We start from the raw sequence: 22,627 nt of genomic DNA, 5'->3' as shown, positions 1-22,627 counted from the left end.
TCAGGGCGGGTCGGTGCGCGCGGAGGCAGGGGCCTTGCGGGTGGAGCGGGCGACGGAGTCCAGCAGGGCCTTGCGCGCCGCGCGTAGGGCCCGGCGATCCGCGTCGTTGGGAGGACGGGTGAAGGCCGGACGCGCCGCGGCGAGGAAGGCCTCGAGGGACCGTGTCCCCTTCAGCTCGTCCTCCAGCTCGCGCATCACCGTCTCCAGCGTGAGTCGCCAGACGAGCGGGTCCTGCGCGTAGGGGCCCTCCAACACCAGGTCGACGAAGGCCAGGGAGAGGGCCACCCGGCGATCGCGCCGGTCGGGCTCGTAGGGCTCCACCTCGTCGCCAACGGCTTGCAGGTAGGCGGTGAGGTCGCTCCGCTCCTCCTCGGAGAGCCCGAGGCCGAGCATCTTGTCCACCTCGACGAGCACCTCGGGCACGGTGCGTGCCCGTGCGTCATGGAGATACGGCGGGGTGTGGACGAGCCCCAGGAGTGTCGGGGTGTCGTAGCGCTCGCGCTGGCTGCCGAGCACGTGCACCTTGCCATCGGTGAAGCCGAGCTCCGGCGGGTGGCAGGTGGCGCACGAGTCCCCATCCAGCTCGGCGCGCGGGCGGAAGAAGGCGGCCTGTCCTCGCTGGGCGGCCTCGCTCGCGCCGGGTGCGAGCCGGCCCCGGGGGCCGAGCTTCGGGTTGGGCAGCGGATCCAACTGGTTGAGGAAGGCGACGAGCGCATCCATCAGGTGGTCGGGCACCTCGGGCACGGCGAACTCGCCGACGATGACGTTGCGCACCTGCTCCCGCAGGCTGTGCGTGCGGCCGTCGAGCGGGTAGGGCGCGGTGAACCGGATGCCCCGCAGCGTGGGCACCATGTGCGCATTGAGGATGCCGTCGTCCCCGGTGGGGGAGAAATAGGAGACGGTGAGGTCGATGCGCCCGGGCACCATGTACGAGTGCTCGGTGTAGACGGTGGGGTTGGTGGCGCCGTGGGGGTGGCACGAGTGGCAGGACACCCCCATCCGAACGCTCAACGGTCCGAGCATCCGGGGCGCGTGGAAGAGCATCTCGCCGAGCAGCACCGCCCAGGGCGTGCGCTTACCGCCATCCGTGTCCCCGGGCAGGTTCACCCAGGGCAGCGTGCTGGCCGGACCGCGGTTCTCCGGCGCGGACTCGAAGCGCAGCGCCCGGCGGGGCATCTTCGGCGGCAGGGGAATCATGTGCCGGCCCTCGAAGGCGACCGGCATGCCCACCATCTCCTCGAACGTCACCGGCCTCGGCCCTTGTTGGGGGGCCGAGGAACCGAGGGCCACGGCGAACCCGAGCGCCATCACCGGAAGCATGGCCGGGAGTATACAGGTCCACGATGGCTCGCCCCGCGCCAATCCAGGGCAGGCAGGCGATCCATCCTGGACGGCTGCTCGTCCCTGAAGAACCGCGAGTACGCGCCGGGAGGAGCTCGGGCGAAGAGACCCCCCTCAACGTGTCAGCGGCCCCGGTGGATGGGTCCGGTCGCGCGACAGTCCCCAGGCCACGAGGGCGACGAGGATGACGGCGAGCACCGCCAGCCAGAGCCAGCCCACGCCCCAGCGGGTGGCCTGGTAGGGCTCATACGGCTCGATGGGCTCGGCCGCCTGGGCGAGCGCCAACGCCGGACCGAGCAGGAGAGACCCCAGGAATGCGTACAGCGCGCGGACCATCTGCATGTTCGGTCTCCAGCGGCCTGGAATGGGGTAGGGCCGTTCATTAGAAGGGTCGTCACCTGACAGGAGGGCCGCAAGCATGTCCCCGACCGAGACGCAGTCCCCGACTCCGACCCCCATCCGACCCCCCTTCACCGAGGAGAGCGCGCGGATGAAGGTGAAGGCCGCCGAGAACGCCTGGAACTCGCGAGACCCGGAGCGGGTGGCGCTGGCGTACACGGAGGATTCGGAGTGGCGCAACCGCACCGAGTTCTTCCGAGGGCGCGAGGCCATCAAGGCCTTCCTGCGGCGCAAGTGGGCCAAGGAGCTGGACTACAAGCTGATGAAGGAGCTGTGGGCCTATACGGGCAACCGCATCTCCGTGCGCTTCGAGTACGAATGGCGTGACGCGGACACGGGGCAGTGGATGCGCACGCACGGCAACGAGCACTGGGAGTTCGATGACTCCGGGCTCATGCGCCGCCGCGACATGAGCGCCAATGACTACCCCATCCAGGAGTCCGAGCGCCGCTATCGCTGAGCCGTCCCCGCATCCAGGGGAGGAGTGACTTGCCCGGTTGCTCGTCGACCGGGCTGTGCTGGGACCCTGCCGAGCAGAGGACCGCCCCTTCGAGGGGTATCCGTGAAGCTCGACAGGGAGGGGTCCTTTGTTACGCTGCCCGACTCCGAAAAACCCATGCTCTTCCGCCGACTTCTCCCCATCATCGCGTTGCTGTCGGGCTGGTGTGGCATCGCCTACGAGCTGCTCTACTCGCGGCTGCTGACGACGCAGCTGGGCGACATGTTCCAGGTGAACGCGGCCATCCTCACCAGCTTCCTGCTGGGCATCGGTCTGGGCGCGTGGGTGTCACACCGCTTCGTGCGCTGGCTGTGGCTGGTCGAGCTGGGCATCGGCGTGTACGCGCTGCTGGTCGCGCTGACGTTCGCCAGCGACACCCAGGCCGTGCTCGAGCACCTGCTGCCCGTCATCGGCCATGGCCGCTGGATGGTGGCGTTCACCGCCTTCGCCTTCGCGTTCGTGCCGGCGCTGCTCATCGGTTTCTCGGTGCCGCTCTTCTCGGTGTATGCCCGGCACCACCTGGGCGCGACGCGCTCCTCGGATGCCTTCAACATCGTCTATTGGATCTACAACCTGGGCGGGGCGGCCTGCGTGCTGGCCATGGAGTACGGCCTGCTGCGCGCGCTCGGGGTGAAGCAGACGCTGCTGCTGCTGGCGCTGCTCAACCTGGTGAGCGCGCTGGTGCTCCGCAAGCTGGAGCCACCCCAGGAGGAGCAGCCCCGGGACGAGCAGGAGCCGGTGCCCTTGCGGTGGCAGGCGGCGCTCTTCCTGGCCAGTGCGCTGAGCGGTCTGTTCCAGCTCTTCCTGCTGAAGGTCACGGAGACCGTCTTCGGTCCGTTCCACGAGAACTTCGCCCTGGTGCTGGCGCTGGGGCTGGCGGGCATCGCGTTCGGCACGTGGCGCGCGCACCGCTGGCGGCTCCGGTTCGAGACGTTGCTGCTGGTGGGGGCCGCGGCCGTGGCCGTGAGCCTGGGGCTGCTCCAGCCGCTCATGCGCCTCTGGGGGCACCTCAACGTGGCGTTCGGGGTGACGCCGCTGCTCAGCTCGCTGTGCAAGGCCCTGGTGCTCACGGCCATGGGCCTGGTGCCGCTGACGGTGTTTGGCGCCACGGTGCCCGCCCTGCTCGGGCACCTCAAGGGCGCGCGCACCACCGCGGGACGCATGCTCGCGGTGTCCAGCTTCGGCAACTGTCTGGGTTATGTGCTGTCCGTCGCGGTCCTCTACGAGAACCTGTCGCTCCTCGCCCTGTCGCTGCTCTTCCCCGCCGGGCTGTGGCTGCTGGGACTGCTCGCCCGCGAGGGCCAGGGCTCGCGCGCTCCGGGGTGGTGGCAGCGGCTGCTGCCCGTGCCGCTCATCGCGCTCATCGGGCTGACCTGGTCCGACACGCTGATGCAGATGTCCTACCGCGACTTCGTCTCCTCGGACACCCTGGAGAAGACCCTGTCCAACGTGCGCGAGACGGAGCTGCTCAAGCGTTTCGACAGCGCGCTCAGCCTGGTGCGTGACCACCGTGGCGAGGAGTCGGTCATCATCAACGGCTACCGCTCGCTGGTCTCCTCCAGCTCGGGTCGCACCAACCTCAGCGAGCTCATCGTGGGGACCTCGCCCGCGCTCTACGTGCCCAGGCGCGAGAAGGCACTGGTGCTCGGCGTGGGCACCGGCATCACCGCGGGCGCCACCGCCAGCCTGTTCGCGCGCACGGATGGGGTGGAGATCAATCCGGCGGTGGCGGCGGCCCTCCCTCGCTTCACGCCCAACAACCTCGGGCTGCTGCAGCGGCCCGGGTTCCAGCTCGTCCTGGACGATGGCCTCACCGCGCTCGCCCGCACCCACGAGCGTTACGACGCCATCGTCAACACCGTCACCAGCCCGCTCTACTTCTCCTCGAGCAAGCTGTACACGCGCGAGTTCTTCGAGCTGGTGAAGAGCCGGCTGAGTGAGGGCGGGGTGTACTCGATGTGGTTCGACGCGCGCGTCACGCCGGAGGGCGCGCGCATCATCTTCGAGACGCTGCGGCAGAGCTTCGCGGATTGCCACTTCGTCTTCCTCACCTCCGTGTACGCCCAGGTGGTGTGCGGCAACCAGCCGCTCACGCCGCACCCGCTCCCCGAGGAGGCCTGGCCGGCCGACCTGAAGGCCCTCTTCGACGCGCACCACCTCGGCATGGGCATGAACGAGCTGTACTCCCAGCTCATCCTCCGCAAGCACCGCCTCTTCGAGATCGACTGGGAGGCGCCGCTCAACACCTTCGACCAGCCGGAGCTGGAGTTCGTCATGGCCTCGGCCTCGCTCACCCAGCGCACCGTGAAGCCCTGGTCCCCGTGGATGCTCGCCCAGGCGGATCTCTTCACCCCCGGCTTCCCCGGGGAGCAGCCCCTCACGCGCGAGACCCTGGGCACCCGCTGCTTCGTCATGCACGCGTTGACCCGCGCGCTCGACCCCATCTGCAAGCAGCTGCTGACGGAGGGCGGGCGCAAGCCACTGCCGCTCTCGTACGTCGAGCGCATGCTCGAGCGGGGCGACGAGGAGGATGCTCCGCGCACCCGGATGTCCATGGTGTCGAGCCTGGTGGAGCACGGTCAGGTGGAGCGCGGGCTGTCGGTCCTGGAGGGACTGGAGAAGTCGCTCCGGGGTGACTTGCAGTACGAGCTGATGCGGTTGGACCTGATGCTCCGGCTCGGCCGCGAGGTGCCGGACGAGGCGCTCGTGCGCCTCTATCGGGATGGTCCCTTGAACACGGGCGTGCGCCGCGTCCTCGCGAAGGTCTCGGCCCGCCGGGGCTTGGATGCCGCGGCGCTGGCCCACCTGGAGTTCCTCCGGGGACTGGGGCCCCTGAGCTCCGAGGACCAGGCGCTGCGCGAGTCGCTGCGCCAGAAGCTGGCGGGAGGCGCCGCACCGTGAGCAGCACGCTGAATCGGACGTGGTTGGGCCTGAAGGTGGCGACGGTGCTCTCGGGCGCCGCCGCGCTCATCGCCGAGACGTTGTGGATCCGCTCGCTCACCAACATGGTGGGCTCCACGGTGGAGGCGGCCTCGACCATCTTCGCGGCCTTCCTGGCGGGACTGGCGCTCGGGGCGTGGCTGGCCGGCGGGAAGGCCGATGTCCTGCGCCTCCCGCTGCGCGCGTATGCCCTGGTGGAGGTGGCCATCGCGTTCACCGCCGGAGCGGCGGGCCTCGGGCTGTTCCTGCTGCGCGACACCCTCATCATCGGGGGTGACGTGCACGGGGTGGCGCGCGTGGCGCTCGTCTTCTTCTTCGTGCTCGCGCTGGTGTTGCTGCCCACGCTGCTCATGGGCGCCACCTTCCCGCTGATGGTGGCGGCGGCGCGCCGTGAGGGCATCCAGGTGAGTGGGGTGAACGTCCTCTACGCGCTCAACACGCTGGGAGCCTCGCTGGGCACCGTGGCCTGCGGCTTCGTGATGATTCCCGCCCTCGGGGTACGTGGCTCGGTGGGCGCGGGGGCCGTGCTCAACCTGCTCGCGGCCGCCGCCTGCGTCCCGGCGTTGCTCGCGCGCTCCGAGCCCGGGCCGGCTTCTTCCTCCGAGTCCGAGGCTCCCTCGGAGGCCGGGAGCACGCCGGACGGCGGGAGCACCGCTCTGCCCCAGTGGGTGTTGCTGCTGGTGGCGGCGTCCAGTGGCCTGCTCACGCTGGGCGCGGAGGTGGCCTGGACGCGCCTGTCCAGCTACTTCCTGGGCAATCGCGCCTATGCCTTCAGCACGCTGATGGCGTGTGTCCTCGTCTCGCTCGCGGTGGGCTCGTGGCTGGCCGAGCGGCTGATGCGCCGGTTCGGTCACCGCCTCCCGGAGTTGTTGGGCGGGGTGTTGGTGCTCTCGGCCGGCCTCATGATGGCCTGCGCGGCGATGTCGGAGTGGTGGATCCACCATCAGGCGGAGGTCGAGCGCACGCTGCCTCCCGCCGGAGGTGTGTTCTTCACCGCGCGCATCCTCCAGGCGCTGGTGCTGCTGGCTCCGATGATGCTGGCCATGGGCTGTCTGTTCCCGCTCAGCCTCACCGCCTCGCGTCTCACCCGGGAGCGCTCGGGCCTGGCGGCGGGTCTGTTCTACCTGGTCAACACGGTGGGCTCGGTGGCGGGCTCGCTGCTCGTCGGCTTCTGGGTGCTGCCCGCGGTGGGGGTGTACCGCGGCATCGGCTACCTGGTCGCCTTCGCCTGCGTCATGGCCGCGGTGGTCTTCGGGTTCGGCGTGCGCTCGCGCCTGCCGAAGCTGGCCGGGCTGGGGGCGGTGACGGTGGTGGTCACGCTCGTCCCGCTGGCGCTGCCGGAGGAGCTCGTCACGCTCGACGCGAAGGAGCAGCTGGTCTACCGCGCCGAGGACCGCTACGGCGTGTTCCAGGTGAACGGGCTGCCGGGCGGCCTGCTCAGCGTCAGCAACAACAACACGAAGCTGGTCCACTACCTGGGCGCGGCGAACACCGCGTACGTGCAGCAGATGCAGGGCCACCTGGCCCTGTTCTTCCGCCCCGAGGCGAAGACGGCGGTGGTGCTCGGCAGCGGCTATGGCATCACCGCGGGCGCGCTCGGCCTGTACCCGCAGCTCGAGCGCATCGACGCGGTGGAGATCGTCCCGGGCATGGTGGAGGCGGCCGACCTCTTCATGCCGCACAACCTTGGCTACCACCGCAACCCGCGCGTGCGCGTGGTGGTCGACGACGGCAGGCACTACCTCACCCGCCAGAAGGACCGCTTCGACATCGTCTCCATCAACATCTCGGACCCGCGGCTCCCCGGTGGCGCGAGCCTGCTGCACAGCGACTTCTACGACATCGTGAAGCAGCGCCTCACCGAGGGCGGCGTGGTCATCCAGCACGCCTTCGGCACGGAGATGCGCCTGGTGCTCAGCACGCTGGGGCGCTCGTTCAAGCACGTCCGGCTGTTCCCCTCGTACCAGAACGGCTTCAACGTGGTCGCCTCGGACCAGCCGCTGGTGGCCGATCCGGGGAAGATCGACGCGCTGACGCGGATTCCCGCCGTGCACGGGGCCCTGCGCGGCATCGGCATCATCGAGCCGCTCCGCGCGGGCGAGGTCTTCTCCCAGGGCCTCACGCCCGAGCAGCTCCCGAACCTGTTCAACGACTCGCGCGTGGCCACCGACGACTTCCCGCTGCTCGAGTACTCGTCGCGCGGGAGTGTCGCCGGGCTGTTCTTCAGCAACGAGTGAGCCGCACGTCCCTTACCAGTGTTCGTCGGAGTCGGCGGGGACGTAGGTATCCCCCTCGCGGGAGTAGTCCTTGATGTAGACGCGAGGGGCCTCGCCCGGCTTGCGCGCGTGCTTCTTGCCCTTCTTCTTCCCGGCCGGCGCGGTGGGGGTGCTCTCGCTCTTGGGCGGCTTCTGGGCGAGCACCTTCAGCTCGGCATCGGAGGCACGCGCCTTCTCGATGGCGTTCGCGTCGTAGATGGAGATCCACCAGCCCCCGAAGGCATCCTCCGCCGTCGCGGGCGTGACCACGAACGTGAGGCCGGCGCGCTGGAGCTCGTCCTTCTCGAGCGCCAGGCCGTGGACCAGCTCCCGATCCTCCGCCTTCTGGAGGAGCCCGGCGATCAACTTGCGGATCTCCTCCTTGGTGCTGTCCTTGCCCGCGTAGACACCGATCTCCACACCGGCGGGGTGCTGGGGGTCCCCGTAGATGTTGAGCTCCAGCTGGGACGCCTCGTACGAGAGATAGGGGACGTACCGGAAGACGCCGGTGTCGATCACCTCGGAGGGAATCTGCTTGAGCTCCGGGGCTCCGAACTTCGCCGCGAAGCTCTCGATGATGAGTCCGGAGTTGACGAGGCGGTTCTCGGTCAGCGGATGACTGGGAGCCGGTGCTGGCGCCGGTGCGGTCAGCGGCGCCGAGGCGGTCTTCGGCGCGGGTGGGGCGGGCTGCTCGGGGCGCTGCTGGTGGTTGGGGCTCGAGCAACCGCCGAGCATGGCGAGCGTGAGGAGTCCACTGGCGACGGCCGACCTCGGTTTCATCTTCCCCCTCGGGCGATGCGGAATCATGGAATGCGGGGACTCTACTGGAGGACGGTGCGGGCCCGGTAGCGGGCCCCTGTTCCCCTCGGCGTCAGCTTCCCGGGGCCGGGGAGAAGAGTGCTTCCGGAGGTGCGAGGACGCCCTCCGGGTAGAAGGGGGAAGCCCCATCGAGCAGAGGGGCGGGTGCCTCCTGCAGGTGCCGGTCGAAGAACGCCCGCAGGTAGTCGCTCAGCACGCGCCACATCCGCCGGCCGTCGATGGTGCCCAGGGCCCGCCGTGCGAGCGAGCGCCGCTTCAAGGGCAGCAGGCCACAGTCCGTGAAGCTGGCGTGACCCGCCCCACGAATCTGGATGCTGTAGCCGGGTCGGGCCCGGGCATACAGGCGCTGCCAGCCGCCCACCGCGAGCTCGCGGTTCGCCTCGCAGTACTCGACGGACGCGAAGGCCTTCTGACTCACGGACTCGTCGCACGGACGCACGTACTCGGGGTGCTCGGCGAACAGCTCCATCAGCGGTTTGGGGAGTCCCTCCTGGCCCACCGTGCTCCACACGCCTCCGTCCAGGTTGGCCACGGCCCGGCACCGCGCATCCCGCGCGCAGAGCTCCATCGCCGCGTTGCCACCCATCGAGTGGCCGAAGGCACCGAGCCGTTCCAGGTCCATCCGCCCGGCGAGCAGCCCGGAGCCGGCCTGCAGCCGCTCCAGCTCGTCCACCAGGGAGCGAAGATCCTCGGCCTTCACGTCGACGACCGAGGCCCGGGCGCGCACGTCCTCCTCATGCGAGGCGCGCGAGACCTTCAATGCGCCGCCCACGCTCGCTGGCCTGAAGAGCCGCAGGCGCCCATCCGCGAAGGCGGAGACGGGGAGCGCCTCGTACGTGTGGCTCACGGCGGCGACGATGTAGCCATGGCTCGCCAGCTCCTCGAAGAGGGACGAGTAATAGAGCGGTGGGAAGCCGGCCGGGGAGAAGACGAGCACGGGGTAGCGGGCCCGGGGGCGTGCCACGGGAGCCCCGGGCACCGCGTGGGCGCGCACCCGTGAGCCCTGGAAGTGCCAGAAGAGGCTGGTGAGGCGCCATCCCGCGGGCAGGTAGGGACCGGGCTTCGCTCCCGCTTCGGGCTCGGCGGGGTACCAGAGCCACGCGGACAGCTCTCGTGGACGGCGGTGCCCGTGACGGGCATAGGGCTCGTCGCGGTGGGCGTCCACCCAGTCGAAGGCGACGCGGCCGACGTCATAGGGCCCGGTCGGCTCCGGGAGGATGGCCGGGGAGAGCCGGGCGCGCAGCCGCTGGAAGAGCCAGGTGAGCGCGCTTGCCCCGAGCACGGCCGTCAGGACGGGGTGCCTCTGGTGGAATCGGGTGGACGCTCTCATGGGTCACCTCCAGGACAGTGGTCGCTTCCCTCCGCCGTCAGCCGTTCGGACCGGACAGGGGCTGCGACGTGTCACCGGGCCCGGGGCGCAGCCGGCGGATGGCGCGCAGCAGCAGCTCGCCGTCGAGCGGGTTGGCGACGTAGCCCTTCGCGCCGAGCCGGTGGGCGCGCTCGAGGTCCTCGTCATCCGAGGTGCCCGAGAGCAGCAGCGCGCCGGCGATGTGGGCTTCTCCCGCGAGCAGCCCCTCCATGGCCTGCACGGGGGCGAACACGATGTCCAAGCTCGTCGTGTGCATGACCTCCAGCGGGGAGGCGACCTTCGTCTGGATGCCCTGCCGTGCGAGCGCTCGCGAGATGAGGGTGGCGGTCACCGGGGGCCACGCGTAGAGCAGCAGGGGCGTGCCGGGGCCCTCCCGGGGCGCGGGAGCGAAGGCCTGCTCCTCGGCGTGCTCCTGGATGCCGTAGAGCGCCGCGAGCGCGTGGGACAGGGCCGTGTCCGAGGCGAGGTGGGGCTCGACGCGGGGCTTGCCGGAGATGGCGCGCACCGCGTCCAGGGCCTCGATCGACGCCGGAGCGGGCAGGGCGACGTGCAGCACCTCGCGCTCTCCCTTCTCGAGCCGGAGCGGGACGACCCGGTAGCGCCGGGCGATGCGCGCGGGCACCAGCCGGGTGAGTTTCTTGTCCAGGGGCTCCCGGTCCAGGTCGATGGGATCGATGCCGAGCTGCAGCGAGAGCGCCCGCAGGACGTCGGCCTCGGTGCAGATACCCTCGCGGACCAGCGCCCGGCCGAGCGGGACCTGGGTCTCGTGATGGTGCACCAGTCCGAGCCGGAGCTGGGCGCGGTCGATCAGCCCCAGCTCCATCAGGATCTCCCCGAGCATTCGCTTGGACCCGAGCTGCATGGCTGGAACCGTGGCCATACAGCCCCTGTCCGGCGATGGACACCCGAACCAGCCCCCGCCGCGCTGGTTGCCCTCCTGTCAGTGCGGAATCAGCCGCCCCTCCACGGCGCCGGCCATGGCCACGAGCGCCAGGCCCAGCAGGAAGCCGAGCAGGCGGCCGCGTGCCTCCCTGGGGCTGGTGCCACGGCGCAACTCCGGCAGCAGGTCCGTGGCGCCGATGTAGAGGAAGGTGCCGCTGGCGAGCGCGAGGATGATGCCCTCCAGGCCTCGCACCACCTGGGAGCCCAGCAGCACCGCGCCGGCCCCGGCCACGGCGGTGAGCTGCACGCCTCCGAGCGCCAGCAGGGCCCGGGAGCGCGACAGGCCCTTGGCGCGCAGCAGCGCGTAGTCGCCCACCTCCTGGGGCAGCTCGTGGGCGATGACCGCCAGGGCGGTGGCCACTCCGGCCTCGGTCGAGACGAGGAATGCCGCCGCCACCGCCGCTCCGTCCCCGAAGTTGTGCATCGCGTCCGCCGCGAGCAGCGACGGCACCACGGTGGAGGAGGGGCCCGTGTGCGCGTGCTCCCCCGGGGCGTGGGCCGAGTGGTCATGGTGGTGCGGCCCGAGGAACCACTCGAGGAAGGTGAGGGCCAGGAAGCTGGCGAAGGCCCAGTGGAAGGCGGAGGGGCCCGCGGCCTCCACGGCCTCGGGGAAGATGTCGAGGAACACCGCGCCCAGCAGGGCCCCGGCCGCGAAGGCCACCAGGGCCGACAGGTGCCGGGCCAACCAGCGCTCCGAGAGGAGCCCACCCGTCAGCCCCGCGAGGCCGTCCGCCAGGACCGCCAGCCAGATGAAGAGGGTGGTTCGTTCCATGAAGGGAGTCGTTCCGTTCTAGCCCTGGCCGGAGCCGGGAGCATTCGTGAGCCAGCGCAACAGCGCGTCGGGGGCGTCCACATGGACGAAGTGGCCCGCCTCGGGGAGCGTGGCCACGGGGCAGCCCAGGGCCTCCATCCGCGCCACGTCCGCGTCACTGACGTAGTGGGCCCGGCCGCCGCGGATGCAGCGCACCTTCGCTCCCGGGCGTTCCAGCGCGGCCCAGAGGTCCTCCCCGTTCACCCGCCCGTGGAACTCGGCGAGCGACTCGCGATCGAAGCGCCAGCGCACGCCACCGTCCGGTGCCGGCTCCAGGTTCATGACGAGCCAGTCCGCCAGCGGCCCGGACAGCCCGCGTCCCGTCAGCTCCGCGCGCATCGTCTTCCTGTCCGGCGCGCTGAGCGGCGCGGCGCGGAGGATCTCCATCACCTTGCCGCTCTCGGAGAGGTTGGAGGCGATGGGGCTGGGGGTGATGTCCAGCAGCGTCACGCTGGCCACGTCCTCGGGGGAGCGCAGGCTCGCGGCGAGCGACACGCGGCCGCCCAGCGAGTGTCCCACCAGGTCCAGCGGCCCGCGCAGTCCCGCAGCGCGCGCCGTTTCCAGCACATCCGCGGCCACCGTGGACAGGGTGGCGCCCGGAGGCAGCCGCGGCGAGGTGCCGTGGCCCGTCAGATCCACCAGCAGGAAGCGGCGGCTCTTGTCCACCTCGCTCCATGCCGTCGCCAGCGAGCGCAGGTTGCGCCCCGTGCCGAGGAAACCATGCAGCAGCACCGTCGGCCGCTGCCCCTCTCCTATCTGGAAGCTCTCGAGAATCACGGTTGCCTCCTATATCCCGAGAGCCCTCGCGCCGCAGCGGCTTCGCTCAGATGCCGTAGGGCCAGGTGTCCGCGGCGTCCTCTTCCTCGTGGCCCGCGTCCCGGTCCAGCGGCTTCAGGGCGCTGGTCAGGTCGTAGTGCAGCACGGCATCGAACTGCGCTGGCAGGTCCGCGTGGAAGTAGTGACTGTAGCGCTCGCTGTGTGGCGCGTAGATGACGCCGATGGCGCGCTCCAGCCGCCGCTCGCGCAGGCCCGAGCCCGCCTCGCCCAGGTCCTCCATCCTCAGGAGGAAGCCGGGCAGACCCACCTCGTGGAAGATCGCCTCGTAGCTGCCCGGCAGCGCTGGCCGCACCCGCCGCCTCAGGCCCGGCTCGTCCCACTCCTTCGCGGCGATGACGGTGCCCGAGTACGTGGTGAAGCCCACGTTGAACGTCTCCTTGCCGTGACGCTCGCGCATCAGCTGGCCCAGGTTCAGCTCGCCCTGGTCCCCCATCTGCGTGGCGCGTGCGTCGCCCAGGTGCGAGTTGTGCGCCCAGATGACCAGGCGGCCCGGCTGCCCGTAGCGGCGGCCGAGGTACTCGGAGAGCGCATCCGCGGTGTCCGCCATGTGCGTGTCGCGCAGGTTCCAGGACTCGTTGCGCCCCGCGTACATGGTCCGGTAGTAGGCCTCCGCGTCGCTCGCCAGCCGCGCGTTCATCTCCGCGTGGAAGAGCGCGTCCTCCTCGAGGAGCCCGTCCCTCACCTCGCGCCGGCGCAGCTCCAGCAGCTGCTCGATGACCTCGGCCTCGCAGGGGTCCTCGAAGCCGTACGCCGTGGCATGGCCGTAGGACTGCGGGTCCGAGCCGAAGCGGTCGAAGCATGCGTACCGGGCCCGCGCGCGCTCCGCGGCCCTGGGGTCTCTCGTCTCGAGGTAGCGCACCACCTCGCGCATGGAGGCGTGCAGGCTGTAGAGATCCAACCCGTAGAAGCCCACCCGGGGCGCGTCCTTGCCCCGCGCGGCGTTGTGCTGACGCATCCACTCCACCAGCTCCAGCACGTCCTGGTTGCGCCACATCCACCGGGGGAAGCGCTGGAAGTTGTCGAAGGCGTGCACCACGTCCGCGTCCGTCCCCTCGCCGTGCACGTACTGGTTGAGGCGCAGCGCGTCCGGCCAGTCCGCCTCCACCGCCACCGCGGAGAAGCCACGCTCGGTGAGGAGGCGGCGGGTGAGGTGGGCGCGTGCCTTGTAGAACTCGTGCGTGCCGTGGGTGGCCTCGCCCAGCAGGACGAAGCGTGCGTCACCGATGCTCTCGATGAGCGCGTCGAAGTCCGAGTCCTCGTCCGTCAGCGGGATGGCCGCGGTTCGCACACCCTCGATGAGCTCCGGACGGAAGCCCCGGCCGCCTTCCTCTTCATCAAACGGGTTCATGCCTCTGAAGGTGGGCAGATGGCCCGGACCTGCCCATGGCATTCGGACAAGCCGGAGGGTTGACAGCCGGGAGGGCACGCCCGCTCCCTGATCGACCCTCACCTGGCGGGCAGGCGAGCGCTCGCGGGGAATAACCCGGAAACCCGGGGCTGGTCCAACGTCACAACCGTGTGCACCTTCGACGACATGCATTCCAGGCGAGAGGTGGCGAGGGGCTGGCGGGGGGACGCGAAGGACATGAGCGGGCCGAGGTTGCGGGGAGTGCGGTGGCTGGTGTTGGCGCTGGCGCTGGTGGCGGGGACGGCCGAGGCCCGGGTGATGGCGGGCGTTCGCCTGCCGGACTCCATCTCCCTGGCGGGCAAGGAGCTGGCCCTGAACCACGTGGACCTCAAGAAGAAGCTCTTCTTCGAAATCTACGTCTGGGGCCTCTACCTGGAGCAGAAGCCGTCCTCCATGAGGGAGGCCATCGCGTTTCAGGGGCCCAAGCAGCTCCAGCTCCACTTCCGGCGCAGCATCAAGCGCGAGCAGCTGGCGGATGCCTTCCGCAACTTCCTCTCGCACAGCAAGGCGGCCGGCTCGCCGGAGATGAGGCGCAACTCGGAGCTGCTCGTCCAGTCGCTGCGCGGCGTGCGCAAGGGCGACAAGCTCCTCATCACCTACCTGCCGGATCAGGGACTGCTCATCTCTGGCGAGGGGAGCCGGGGCGCCGTCATCCCCGGCAAGGACTTCGCCGACGCGCTCTTCTCCGCCTGGCTGACGGAGAACCCCATCTACGACCGCGACTAGCGGTGCTCAGATGAGGAAGGAGTCCTGGACCTCGGCGCCCTCGGCCAGCATCGTGGCCGTCCGGTCCAGCCGCTCGCGGGTGAGCTGGGTGAGCCTCCGGCGGACCTCGGGGTGGGTCAGCACCCGCTCCTTCACGGTGTCCTGATCCAACACCAGCAGCAGGCAGGGCGTGGCGGCCCTCACGGTGGCGGTGATGCGCAGGTCGAGCATCAGGGAGATCTCCCCGAAGATGGCGCCCTCCGTCATGTCCGGGTAGGGCAGCTCGGTGCCCTTGAGATCCTGGTGCACCACGGAGCAGCGGCCGCGCAGCAGCAGGTGGAGCGCGTGGCTGCGCTGTCCCTGTTGGAGCAGCACGGTCCCCGGCTCCACGCTTCGGCTCTGGAAGCGCTCGGCGATGGCCTGCTTCTGCTCGTCGGAGAGCGGCTGGAAGAGGGGGCTGGTCTTGAGCAGGGTGTCCAGCAGCCGGTCCTTGTAGAACTGCTGCACCACCTGCTCGAGCACGGGGAAGCGGGCACCGAGCCGGGTGAGCATCTCCCGCGTCACCTCCAGCAGGGTGCAGTCCCGGGTGGCGATGACGCTGGCCACGCGCGGGGCGTCCGAGATGAGCCCCATCTCTCCGAAGAAGGAGCCCTCACCCAGCTCGGCCAGCGTGCGCGGTTGCCCGTTCTCAGGCGTGTGCACCACGCGCACGGTGCCCTGCTCCAGGATGAACATGGAGTTGCCGCGCTCGCCCTCGGTGATGATGCGCTCGCCGCCGGCCACCCGGCGCATCTCCAGCTCGCCCAGGAGGGCCACGAAGACGTCGCGGGGGAGCTGGGAGAAGAGGGGCGTGGGGACGCGCTTGGGCGACTCGGTGGCGGCCTCGAGGGGCTCGGTGCGCTCGGGGTGCTGGCGCTCCTCGGCGCTCTGCATCGCGATGAGGCTGGCCAGGTTCTCCTGCGTGGCCTGGTGCTCCGGATCGATCGCGAGGATGAGCTTGCAGGCGGCGATCGCGTGGATGGTGTGGCCCTCGGCGGCGTAGCGGATGGCGAGGTAGTGGAACTCGCGGACGGCCTCCTGCCGGTGTCCGAGCTGGGCGAGGAGCTCGGCCACCTTGAGGCGGGCGGCGGTGTCATGCGGGCTGAGGTCCACCACCTTGCGGTAGTCGGCCAGAGCCTCCTCGGGTTTCCCCTGCAGGATGTTGGCGGCGGCGCTGTCCTTGTATTGCCGGACCAGCAGCGGGATATCGGCGGGTTGGATCGCCACGGGAACCTCCTGGGCACATGATCGGTCAGATGGAGGATCGGGTAAAGCCACCCCGGAGTGTCCAGGTCGTGACGCGAGAGACGCGGCTTGCGGGGTTCACCGGGCTGGGGCACTGTCCGCGTCCACGAGCGCCATGGGTTGGATCATCTGGATCATCGAGACGCTGATGTGCCTGGGGGCCAGCTGGCTGGTGGCGGCGGCGCTCTATCCGGAGCGGGGTGTGTTGCACCGGCTCATCGCCACGCTGCTGGTGGCGCCCTCGCTCATCCTGGTGGTCATGCAGGCGTTGGGGTTGCCGGGGTTGTTGCGGCCGGTGTGGCTCGGGCTGCTGGCGCCGGTGGTGTTCGCGGTGCCCGCGTGGGTGGCGTGGCGCCGGCTGGGGCGTGAGCGGGCGCTGGCGTTGTTGCGCTCGGACGCGGGCGCGCCCGCGAGGCTGGCCCGGGATGCGTGGAGGGAGCGCGAGCCGGCGGTGCTCATGGTGGTGGCCGCCGCGGGCGTGCTGCTCTTCGCCGCGCTGCTGGTGTGGATCTACAAGTCCTGGACGTGGGACCCGACGTGGTACCACGTGCCCATCACGGCCTACGCCATCCAGATGGGCTCGCTGGATTGGATCGAGACGTCGGTGCCGTGGACGCAGAGCCACCCGAAGAACGTGGAGCTGCTGGCGGCGTGGAACTGCATCTTCCCGCTCGACAACCGGCTGGACGACAGCTCGCAGTTGCCCTTCGCGGTGCTGGGCGCGGCGGTGACGGCGGCGTGGGCGCGAGCCGCGGGAGCGCGCAAGGCCTTCGCGGCGGGAGTGGGCGCGGCGTGGGTGCTGCTGCCGCCGATGTTCCTGCAGGTGTGGAGCACGCACGTGGACGTGGCGTGTGGCGCCTTGTTGAGCGCGGCGGTGTTCTTCCTGCGGGAGCGTCCCACGGCGCGGGACCGGTGGATGTGCCTGCTGGCGCTCGGGCTGTACGCGGGCACGAAGATGACGGGGGCCTTCCACCTGCTGATGCTCGGGCCGTGGATCGCCGTGCGGTGCGCGCTGGAGCTGTGGCACGCGCGAGGCGAGCGGGCGAGGCGGGTGGGGGACGTGGTGCTGTCGGTGCTCGCGCTGATGGTGGTGGGCTCGTTCAAGTACTTCCAGAACCTGTGGAAGACGGGCAATCCGCTGTGGGCTTTTCGGGTGAAGGTGCCGCTGCTGGGCAAGGAGCTGCCCGGGCAGTTCGATCCCTCCGATTTCTACGGCTCGCGGCCCGGGGAGAGCCCGCTCTTCTTCGGTGCGCCAGGCGCGTTCATGAAGCTGCTGCGGAGCTGGTACGCGGAGGTGCCCACCTTCTGGCCGGACGTGCGCACGGGCGGCTTCGGTCCGGTGTTCGCCTACCTGCTGGTGCCGTGTCTGATATTGCTGATGTTGGAGCTGCTGAGCCCGAGGAGCTGGAAACGCAATCTGCCCATCCTCGCGCTCGCGGTGGTGTCGCTCGCGGTGCAGGCGGCGTGGTGGCCGCGCTTCGTGATGGGAGTGGCCACCGCGGGGCTGGTGGCGCTGGGCGTGGTGCACGGGCGGCTGTTGCGAGGGCCGCTGCGGCCGGGTCTGTCGCTGGCCTTCCTGGTGCTCACGGGCATCACGTTCTGGCAGGGGGCCAGAGCGCAGGTCCGGCAGGTGGACGTGTTCATGTACGCGAAGCACTTCGGCGAGGCGTTGCGTGCGAGCCCGTTGCAGCGCTCGGCGTTGCAGGTGGTGGATTGGTTGTGGCCCACCGAGTGGAACCTGCTCAAGGAGCGCGAGCTGCAGGCGGGCGACGTGGTCGTGTATGACCAGTCGGTGGACTTCCTGTCCGAGTTCTTCACGAGGGATTACCGCACCCGGGTGGAGTACGTGCCGAGCGACGTGGATGTGAGGGATTACCTCGCGCGCATCGACGCGCTGAAACCGCGCTGGGTGGGGGTGCGCGGCGGCTCGGCGGCGGAGCGGGCCCTGAAGGAGCAACGCGGCGCGCAGTTCCTCTTCCAGGCGCCGCGCTCCAGCATCGTGCTGTACCGCATGCCCCGGTGAACTTACACTCGGAGTGAAGAGACGGGTCGCGACCCTCGTCTCACCACCGAGGAGGACGCTTCATGCGTTGGGGGCTCGTGTTGGGTATCGCGCTGCTGGCGGGAATGGGTGCCCGGAGCAGCTCTATGGGAAGGGGGGTGCTCTGGACGATGCGATGCGTGAGGACATCGAGGAGCAGCACGACGAGCGGCAGCGCGAAATGGGGAAGGACATTGAGTGTCGAGGTAAGGGTCGCAAGTTGGTGTGGCACTGCGATGATCCGAAGAACCGTCCAGATGCGTGTTACTGGAAATGCGAATGAAGTGGCGCACGATCTTGGGTGTCACCGTGGGGTTGATGCTTCCGCTGTCGTTCATGTTCGATCACTGCGGAGCCCAGCTGAGGGAATATCAGACGAGGACCATGACTCAGCAGGGGGCCAGAGTCGTGCCCATCCTTGCTCGAGATGAAAGACGTGCGCTGTTGACCTATGGGCGTTCCTGCGAGAGCCAGAAGGACTGCGAGCCTCCCCTGGGGTGTCTGAGTCTTTCCCTGGGTGGGGAGCGCATCTGTATTGGCAGCTCGTGTCTGACGGACCTGCAATGCAAGCAGGGCTTCACGTGTCGAACCCGGGAGGTACCGGAAGGTGGCCTTCTGGTGCGTCGGTGTGTTCTCATTGGCTCTCGAAAAGAGGGGCAGCCTTGTTTCGACAGCGCGCCTGATCCGGAGTCCGCTTGTGAACGTGGGCTGATCTGTGGTGATGGCCATTGTGGCCGGCCTTGTCAGATGGATGTGCCTTCGAGCTGCCCCGCGGGTTTCGTTTGTCGGGGAGGCCCGGACGCTCCCTCCTGTCGGCCTTTTTGCAAGGGCGGAGATTGTCCAGAGGGTCGGGAATGTGTGGGGGCGGGTACCGACAATGCCAGTTGTATGCGCGTTCGTGGCGAGAACTGCCAGCGGCAACCGTGTCCCGAAGGGCAGCAATGCGACATCGGTTATTCGCCTGGTGCGGAGGCTTGGACCGCCGAAATGCAGTGCTTGAGCCCCTGTGACGAGCAGCGCCCTTGTTCCGAGGGGTTCGTATGTTTCATGGACACATGCCGGCAGCGGTGCGGACCGGACGAGGAGGAGGTGTGCGGTCCCCGGCGGCAATGCGACGAAATCCCGGTTCACAACCTTTGGATCTGCGGGCCGCGGTGACGGGCTCCGCGAGTCACCCCCGGCGCCGCATGGCGAGGTAGCGCGCGAGGGGTCCCCAGTAGGTGGTGCGCCAGCCCTCGTCGAGCCATGCGTAGGCCTCCGCCGGCACCCCCACCTGCGTGAAGGTGAGCCGCGTGCCCCTCCCCATGGGCGCCAGGTCGAAGGTGGCGATGGAGTAGTGGTGCTCGGGCCAGTCCCGGTGCGTCCACGCCTGCACGATGCGCCGCCCGGGCACGAGCACCAGCGTGTAGCCCCTGTTGCGTCCTTCACAGGTGGAGAAGGCCCCGCCCTCGCGTGCGTCGATCTCCGCGTCGAAGCCGGTGAAGGCGGCATGTTGCCGTGCGTCCAGCAGCGCGTCGTAGATGGCCTCCGGCGCGGCGGACAGCTCCACCGAGTGCTGCAGGTTGCGGACATCGAGTGTCGGACTCATGGCGCCCGCTTAAGAGCCTATTTCTCCGCCGATGCCAAGCTATCCTCGCTCCATGGTCCTGAAGATCGTCCAGACGGGAGAGCCGGTGCTGCGCCGGCGCGCGAGAGAGCTCACCCCCGAGGAGATGACGAGCCTCGCCATCGGGCAACTCATCGCCCTCATGCGCGACACCATGCGGGATGCTCCGGGCGTGGGCCTGGCCGCGCCGCAGGTGGGGGTGGATGTGCGGCTCGCGGTCATCGAGGACCGGGCCGAGTACCAGGCGGCCCTCCCACCCGCGGAGCTGGCCGCGCGCGAGCGCCAGCCCGTGCCCTTCCACGTCCTCATCAACCCGCGTCTCGTGGTGGAGGACCCGACACCCGTGGAATTCCACGAGGGCTGTCTGAGTGTCAGCGGCTTCTCCGCGCTGGTGCGCCGGGCCCGCGCCGTGCGCGTGGAGGCGTTCGACGAGAAGGGTCAGCCCGTATCCATCTCGGCGCGCGGCTGGTACGCCCGCATCCTCCAGCACGAGATAGACCACCTGGATGGCACGCTCTACATCGACCGGATGGAGCCGCGCAGCTTCTCCACCCTGGACAACCACCGCCGCCACTGGGCCTCGCGCACGGTGGAAGAGGTGCGCCAGGCCCTCGGATTGAACGAGCCTCGGGGCTGAGAACATGCGAGCCCCTTTCCTGGTGGTGCTGCTGCTCTCGGTGGTGGCGTGTGGCGAGGACTCCCTCGAGGAGCTCCAGGCGGAGGCCTCGGACTGCCCCGAGGCGCCGGTGATGCGGCTCGGCGAGACGCCCTCCGCGGCGGTGCTGCTCAACGCCTACTACCTCCAGGAGGAGGCCGCGCGCGACCTGCGGCGCGGCCGCGCCGAGTCGCCCGCCGTGGAGGAGACGCTCGCCAAGGCCGCGGCGCTCGGGGTGTGGGCCGTGCGCACCACGGGCTACAACGACGCGGCCGACAAGCGGGGGGACTCCGCCATCCAGGTGGCCCCGTTGCAGTATGACGAGGTGTCCCTGCGCGGGCTGGACCTGGTGCTCACCCGGGCCTCCGCGTACGGGGTGAAGCTCGTCCTCCCGCTAGGCAACTACTGGGATGCCTACGGGGGCACCCGGCGGTACGTGGAATGGGCCGGGCTGCCCTCGCCGGTGGAGGGGGACGCGCGCTTCTTCACCGAGCGCGCCGTCATCGAGCACTACAAGGCGCACGTGGCCCGGCTGCTCTCGCGCGTCAACACCTTCGACGGGCTGCGTTACGGCGAGCACCCGGCGGTGCTGGCCTGGGAGCTGCTCAACGAGCCGCGCGGCAAGGGATTGGACCCGGACGGCGTGGCCATGCGGGCCTGGGTGGACGAGGTGGCCGCCGTGGTGAAGGAGTACGCGCCCGGGCACCTGGTGGGCACCGGCGAGGAGGGCTTCGACACCTCCCCCGCGGGCTACGACGAGCTCTTCTGGCGCGGCACGGGCACCTCCTTCTTCGAGGGCGGCACCAGCTTCCGCCGCAACACGGCCTCGCCCTTCATCGACTTCGCCAGCGTGCACTTCTACCCGGAGGCCTACGGCGTGAAGCCGGACTTCACCGCCCGGGCGGGCGCGCACTGGTTCTCCGAGCACGCGGCCATCGCCCGGGACCTCGGCAAGCCGCTGCTCATCGGCGAGTTCGCCCTGCGCAACCGGGAGGGCTTCTCCCTCGACGAGCGGCGCGCCCTGTACCGGGGCTGGTTCCGCTGCGCCTGGCGCACCGGGGTAGGTGCGAGTGGGCCATGGATGTTCGCCAACGATGCCCGTCCGGACGACTGGGACGACTTCACCTTCTACTACCGCGACGGCACCGTGCCGGCCGACCCCCGCAACCGCTACGCCGACCTCATCGTCGAGGCCGCCGCCCTCTCCGGAAAGCGCTGAAATCCTCCCGTGTGTCCATCTCCCACTCTTGCGCAATGTTAAAAAAATAAAGCATTATTGCAGTTGTCAGGAAAGACCGGGATGACCAGTTTTCCCGTTGAGGGCGGTCTTTCATGCGGAAGGACGTCGGTATGCGCATTTCAACCAAGGTGTTCGCGTGGCTGTGTGTCGGTGTCATGGGTCTGGGGCTGCAGGCCCGTGCCGAGGAAGGCAGGCCGGAGTCCCGGCCGACACCGAAGCATCCCCAGCGGACCTGCGGTGAGGAGCTCTCCGACGAGCAGTGCACGCTGGAGTCCACCGAGCGCCGGCAGCTGGTCGACGACATCTTCGAGTACAGCTTCCACCTCCGGGTGGGGCCCGGGACGTATGACCGCATCACCGTGCACCGCGTGGTGCGCGAGGTGACGCAGGGCGTGCCGGCGCACTCGCAGGAGTCGGTCTTCCTGGTGCACGGGGACGTGTGGGGCTTCCGGGGAGCCTTCCTGGCCAGCGCCGGGAGCGCGGCGGTGCCGCGGCAGCAGTCCTTCGCCATCTTCCTGGCGCAGCGGGGTGTGGACGTGTGGGGCATCGACCTGCGTTGGGTGAACGTCCCGGCCAACACGGCCGACTTCTCCTTCATGAAGGACTGGAACCTGGGCCTGCACGCCCAGGACCTGGGCACCGGGCTGGCGGTGGCGCGAGGGGTGCATGAGCTCAACGCCACGGTCAAGGGCGGGAAGACGGTGCTGCTGGGGTGGAGCCGCGGGGCCGCGGTCTCCTACGCGTACCTGAACGAGGAGGCGAAGCTGCCACCGGGCAAGCGCCGGGTGAGCGGGTTCATCCCCGTGGACATGCCCTACAAGCTCGCACCCGGTGACGAGGCGCAGCGCCAGGCGGCGTGTCAGAGCTACACGGCGCTCGCCCAGCAGCAGGCCGCGGGGCAGTACGAGGGCGGCGCGACGGGCGGTCTGCTCCAGGCGCTCGGGGCGGGTGCCATCGCCCAGCCGGACGCGCCCTCGTTCCTGCCGGGGCTCACCAACCGGCAGGCCGCGCTCATGGCGGGTCAGGCCACCTTCGCGCTGCAGAGCCCGGCCATCATCCCGGCCTACCACTTCGCCGGCGGCCAGTTCGGTGCGGACGGTCTGCCCACCGGGACGACCTGGACGCGGGAGCGCTACTTCTACGACTTCCTGCTGCAGGCCTCGACCTACCAGAGCATCGGCGAGCAGGTGGACACGCTGGCGCTGTGGTGCGGCACGCCGGACGTCCCCTATGACGACTACCTGAGCCAGGTGAAGGTCCCGGTGCTGTACGTGGGGGCCGAGGGCGGCTTCGGTCACTTCGGTACCTACAGCACCTCCCTGCTGGGGAGCACGGACGTCACCGTCCACCTGCAGCAGCGCTTCCCGGCGGAGGCCCGCGTGCTGGACTACGGGCACGCGGACCTGTTCCTCGCGGACGACGCGCAGGATTCGGTGTGGCCGCGCATCCTCGACTGGATGCGGTACCACGACTGAG

Annotated in this window: 18 protein-coding genes; 8 read left to right on the top strand and 10 right to left on the bottom strand. The window is 69.8% G+C overall.

Annotated elements, in window-relative coordinates:
• Both JRI60_RS45170 and JRI60_RS45165 read right to left on the bottom strand, forming a co-directional pair.
• A complete protein-coding gene (locus JRI60_RS45170; protein ID WP_204222277.1) occupies positions 1-1,320 on the bottom strand; it encodes a cytochrome c peroxidase in 1,320 nt (439 codons plus the stop codon).
• A 135-nt stretch (positions 1,321-1,455) separates the two neighbouring features.
• Positions 1,456-1,683, bottom strand: coding sequence for a hypothetical protein (locus JRI60_RS45165; RefSeq protein ID WP_204222276.1), 228 nt, complete (start codon positions 1,681-1,683; stop codon positions 1,456-1,458).
• A 76-nt stretch (positions 1,684-1,759) separates the two neighbouring features.
• Between JRI60_RS45165 and JRI60_RS45160 the strand changes: the two genes are divergently transcribed.
• The 3 genes from JRI60_RS45160 to JRI60_RS45150 all read left to right on the top strand — a co-directional run bounded on the left by JRI60_RS45160 (position 1,760) and on the right by JRI60_RS45150 (position 7,416).
• Positions 1,760-2,200 carry a nuclear transport factor 2 family protein gene (locus tag JRI60_RS45160; RefSeq protein ID WP_204222275.1) on the top strand — a complete coding sequence of 147 codons (441 nt, stop codon included), beginning with the start codon at positions 1,760-1,762 and terminating at the stop codon, positions 2,198-2,200.
• A gap of 156 nt (positions 2,201-2,356) precedes the next feature.
• A complete protein-coding gene (locus JRI60_RS45155) occupies positions 2,357-5,140 on the top strand; it encodes a hypothetical protein (RefSeq protein WP_204222274.1) in 2,784 nt (927 codons plus the stop codon).
• The gene (locus JRI60_RS45150) at positions 5,137-7,416 is read left to right on the top strand and encodes a fused MFS/spermidine synthase (protein ID WP_204222273.1); all 2,280 of its coding nucleotides are present in this window, start codon (positions 5,137-5,139) and stop codon (positions 7,414-7,416) included. The genes JRI60_RS45155 and JRI60_RS45150 overlap by 4 nt, the downstream gene beginning before the upstream one ends.
• A 12-nt stretch (positions 7,417-7,428) precedes the next feature.
• On the opposite strand, the gene JRI60_RS45145 is transcribed toward JRI60_RS45150, so the two are convergent.
• From JRI60_RS45145 to JRI60_RS45120, 6 genes are all read right to left on the bottom strand, one after another.
• Positions 7,429-8,241, bottom strand: a complete 813-nt coding sequence (locus tag JRI60_RS45145; protein ID WP_204222272.1) for a hypothetical protein — start codon at positions 8,239-8,241, stop codon at positions 7,429-7,431.
• A 64-nt stretch (positions 8,242-8,305) separates the two neighbouring features.
• Complete coding sequence (locus JRI60_RS45140; protein WP_204222271.1) at positions 8,306-9,583, bottom strand: alpha/beta hydrolase family protein; 1,278 nt, start codon at positions 9,581-9,583, stop codon at positions 8,306-8,308.
• A 37-nt stretch (positions 9,584-9,620) separates the two neighbouring features.
• Positions 9,621-10,484, bottom strand: coding sequence for a general secretion pathway protein GspE (locus JRI60_RS45135; protein WP_204222270.1), 864 nt, complete (start codon positions 10,482-10,484; stop codon positions 9,621-9,623).
• A 78-nt stretch (positions 10,485-10,562) separates the two neighbouring features.
• On the bottom strand, positions 10,563-11,336 hold the full coding sequence (locus JRI60_RS45130; RefSeq protein WP_204222269.1) for a ZIP family metal transporter: 774 nt from the start codon (positions 11,334-11,336) through the stop codon (positions 10,563-10,565).
• Positions 11,337-11,354: 18 nt separating this feature from the next.
• On the bottom strand, positions 11,355-12,152 hold the full coding sequence (locus JRI60_RS45125; RefSeq protein ID WP_204222268.1) for an alpha/beta fold hydrolase: 798 nt from the start codon (positions 12,150-12,152) through the stop codon (positions 11,355-11,357).
• Positions 12,153-12,198: 46 nt separating this feature from the next.
• Entirely contained in the window at positions 12,199-13,560 is a 1,362-nt protein-coding gene (locus JRI60_RS45120) for an erythromycin esterase family protein (protein ID WP_204222267.1), read from the bottom strand.
• Positions 13,561-13,746: 186 nt separating this feature from the next.
• On the opposite strand from JRI60_RS45120, the gene JRI60_RS45115 reads away from it, so the two are divergent.
• A complete protein-coding gene (locus JRI60_RS45115) occupies positions 13,747-14,346 on the top strand; it encodes a chalcone isomerase family protein (RefSeq protein ID WP_239470099.1) in 600 nt (199 codons plus the stop codon).
• Positions 14,347-14,352: 6 nt separating this feature from the next.
• Here JRI60_RS45115 and JRI60_RS45110 read toward each other — a convergent pair whose 3' ends face one another.
• A complete protein-coding gene (locus JRI60_RS45110) occupies positions 14,353-15,591 on the bottom strand; it encodes a cyclic nucleotide-binding domain-containing protein (protein ID WP_204222266.1) in 1,239 nt (412 codons plus the stop codon).
• A gap of 133 nt (positions 15,592-15,724) precedes the next feature.
• On the opposite strand from JRI60_RS45110, the gene JRI60_RS45105 reads away from it, so the two are divergent.
• On the top strand, positions 15,725-17,632 hold the full coding sequence (locus tag JRI60_RS45105; RefSeq protein WP_204222265.1) for a hypothetical protein: 1,908 nt from the start codon (positions 15,725-15,727) through the stop codon (positions 17,630-17,632).
• 1,189 nt (positions 17,633-18,821) lie between these two features.
• Here the strand turns inward: JRI60_RS45105 and JRI60_RS45100 are convergent.
• Positions 18,822-19,238 carry an SRPBCC domain-containing protein gene (locus JRI60_RS45100; protein ID WP_204222264.1) on the bottom strand — a complete coding sequence of 139 codons (417 nt, stop codon included), beginning with the start codon at positions 19,236-19,238 and terminating at the stop codon, positions 18,822-18,824.
• Between the two features lie 52 nt (positions 19,239-19,290).
• On the opposite strand from JRI60_RS45100, the gene def reads away from it, so the two are divergent.
• From def to JRI60_RS45085, 3 genes are all read left to right on the top strand, one after another.
• The gene (gene def, locus JRI60_RS45095) at positions 19,291-19,893 is read left to right on the top strand and encodes a peptide deformylase (protein WP_204222263.1); all 603 of its coding nucleotides are present in this window, start codon (positions 19,291-19,293) and stop codon (positions 19,891-19,893) included.
• Positions 19,894-19,897: 4 nt separating this feature from the next.
• Entirely contained in the window at positions 19,898-21,130 is a 1,233-nt protein-coding gene (locus JRI60_RS45090; RefSeq protein WP_204222262.1) for a cellulase family glycosylhydrolase, read from the top strand.
• Positions 21,131-21,261: 131 nt separating this feature from the next.
• A complete protein-coding gene (locus JRI60_RS45085) occupies positions 21,262-22,626 on the top strand; it encodes a hypothetical protein (RefSeq protein WP_204222261.1) in 1,365 nt (454 codons plus the stop codon).
• The last annotated feature ends 1 nt before the right edge of the window (position 22,627 follow it).

It is taken from the genome of Archangium violaceum (assembly GCF_016887565.1).
Taxonomy (GTDB): Bacteria; Myxococcota; Myxococcia; order Myxococcales; family Myxococcaceae; genus Archangium; species Archangium violaceum_B.
Note: the sequence above shows the minus strand (reverse complement) of the source record. Positions and strands in the feature narration are given on the sequence as shown.

Excerpts from the sequence above, each read along its gene's own strand:
- JRI60_RS45170 (WP_204222277.1), bottom strand. The coding sequence starts at position 1,320 with ATGCTTCCGGTGATGGCGCTCGGGTTCGCCGTGGCCCTCGGTTCCTCG.
- JRI60_RS45165 (WP_204222276.1), bottom strand. The coding sequence starts at position 1,683 with ATGCAGATGGTCCGCGCGCTGTACGCATTCCTGGGGTCTCTCCTGCTC.
- JRI60_RS45160 (WP_204222275.1), top strand. The coding sequence starts at position 1,760 with ATGTCCCCGACCGAGACGCAGTCCCCGACTCCGACCCCCATCCGACCC.
- JRI60_RS45155 (WP_204222274.1), top strand. The coding sequence starts at position 2,357 with ATGCTCTTCCGCCGACTTCTCCCCATCATCGCGTTGCTGTCGGGCTGG.
- JRI60_RS45145 (WP_204222272.1), bottom strand. The coding sequence starts at position 8,241 with ATGATTCCGCATCGCCCGAGGGGGAAGATGAAACCGAGGTCGGCCGTC.
- JRI60_RS45140 (WP_204222271.1), bottom strand. The coding sequence starts at position 9,583 with ATGAGAGCGTCCACCCGATTCCACCAGAGGCACCCCGTCCTGACGGCC.
- JRI60_RS45135 (WP_204222270.1), bottom strand. The coding sequence starts at position 10,484 with ATGCAGCTCGGGTCCAAGCGAATGCTCGGGGAGATCCTGATGGAGCTG.
- JRI60_RS45130 (WP_204222269.1), bottom strand. The coding sequence starts at position 11,336 with ATGGAACGAACCACCCTCTTCATCTGGCTGGCGGTCCTGGCGGACGGC.
- JRI60_RS45120 (WP_204222267.1), bottom strand. The coding sequence starts at position 13,560 with ATGAACCCGTTTGATGAAGAGGAAGGCGGCCGGGGCTTCCGTCCGGAG.
- JRI60_RS45115 (WP_239470099.1), top strand. The coding sequence starts at position 13,747 with ATGCATTCCAGGCGAGAGGTGGCGAGGGGCTGGCGGGGGGACGCGAAG.
- JRI60_RS45105 (WP_204222265.1), top strand. The coding sequence starts at position 15,725 with ATGGGTTGGATCATCTGGATCATCGAGACGCTGATGTGCCTGGGGGCC.
- JRI60_RS45100 (WP_204222264.1), bottom strand. The coding sequence starts at position 19,238 with ATGAGTCCGACACTCGATGTCCGCAACCTGCAGCACTCGGTGGAGCTG.
- def (WP_204222263.1), top strand. The coding sequence starts at position 19,291 with ATGGTCCTGAAGATCGTCCAGACGGGAGAGCCGGTGCTGCGCCGGCGC.
- JRI60_RS45090 (WP_204222262.1), top strand. The coding sequence starts at position 19,898 with ATGCGAGCCCCTTTCCTGGTGGTGCTGCTGCTCTCGGTGGTGGCGTGT.
- JRI60_RS45085 (WP_204222261.1), top strand. The coding sequence starts at position 21,262 with ATGCGCATTTCAACCAAGGTGTTCGCGTGGCTGTGTGTCGGTGTCATG.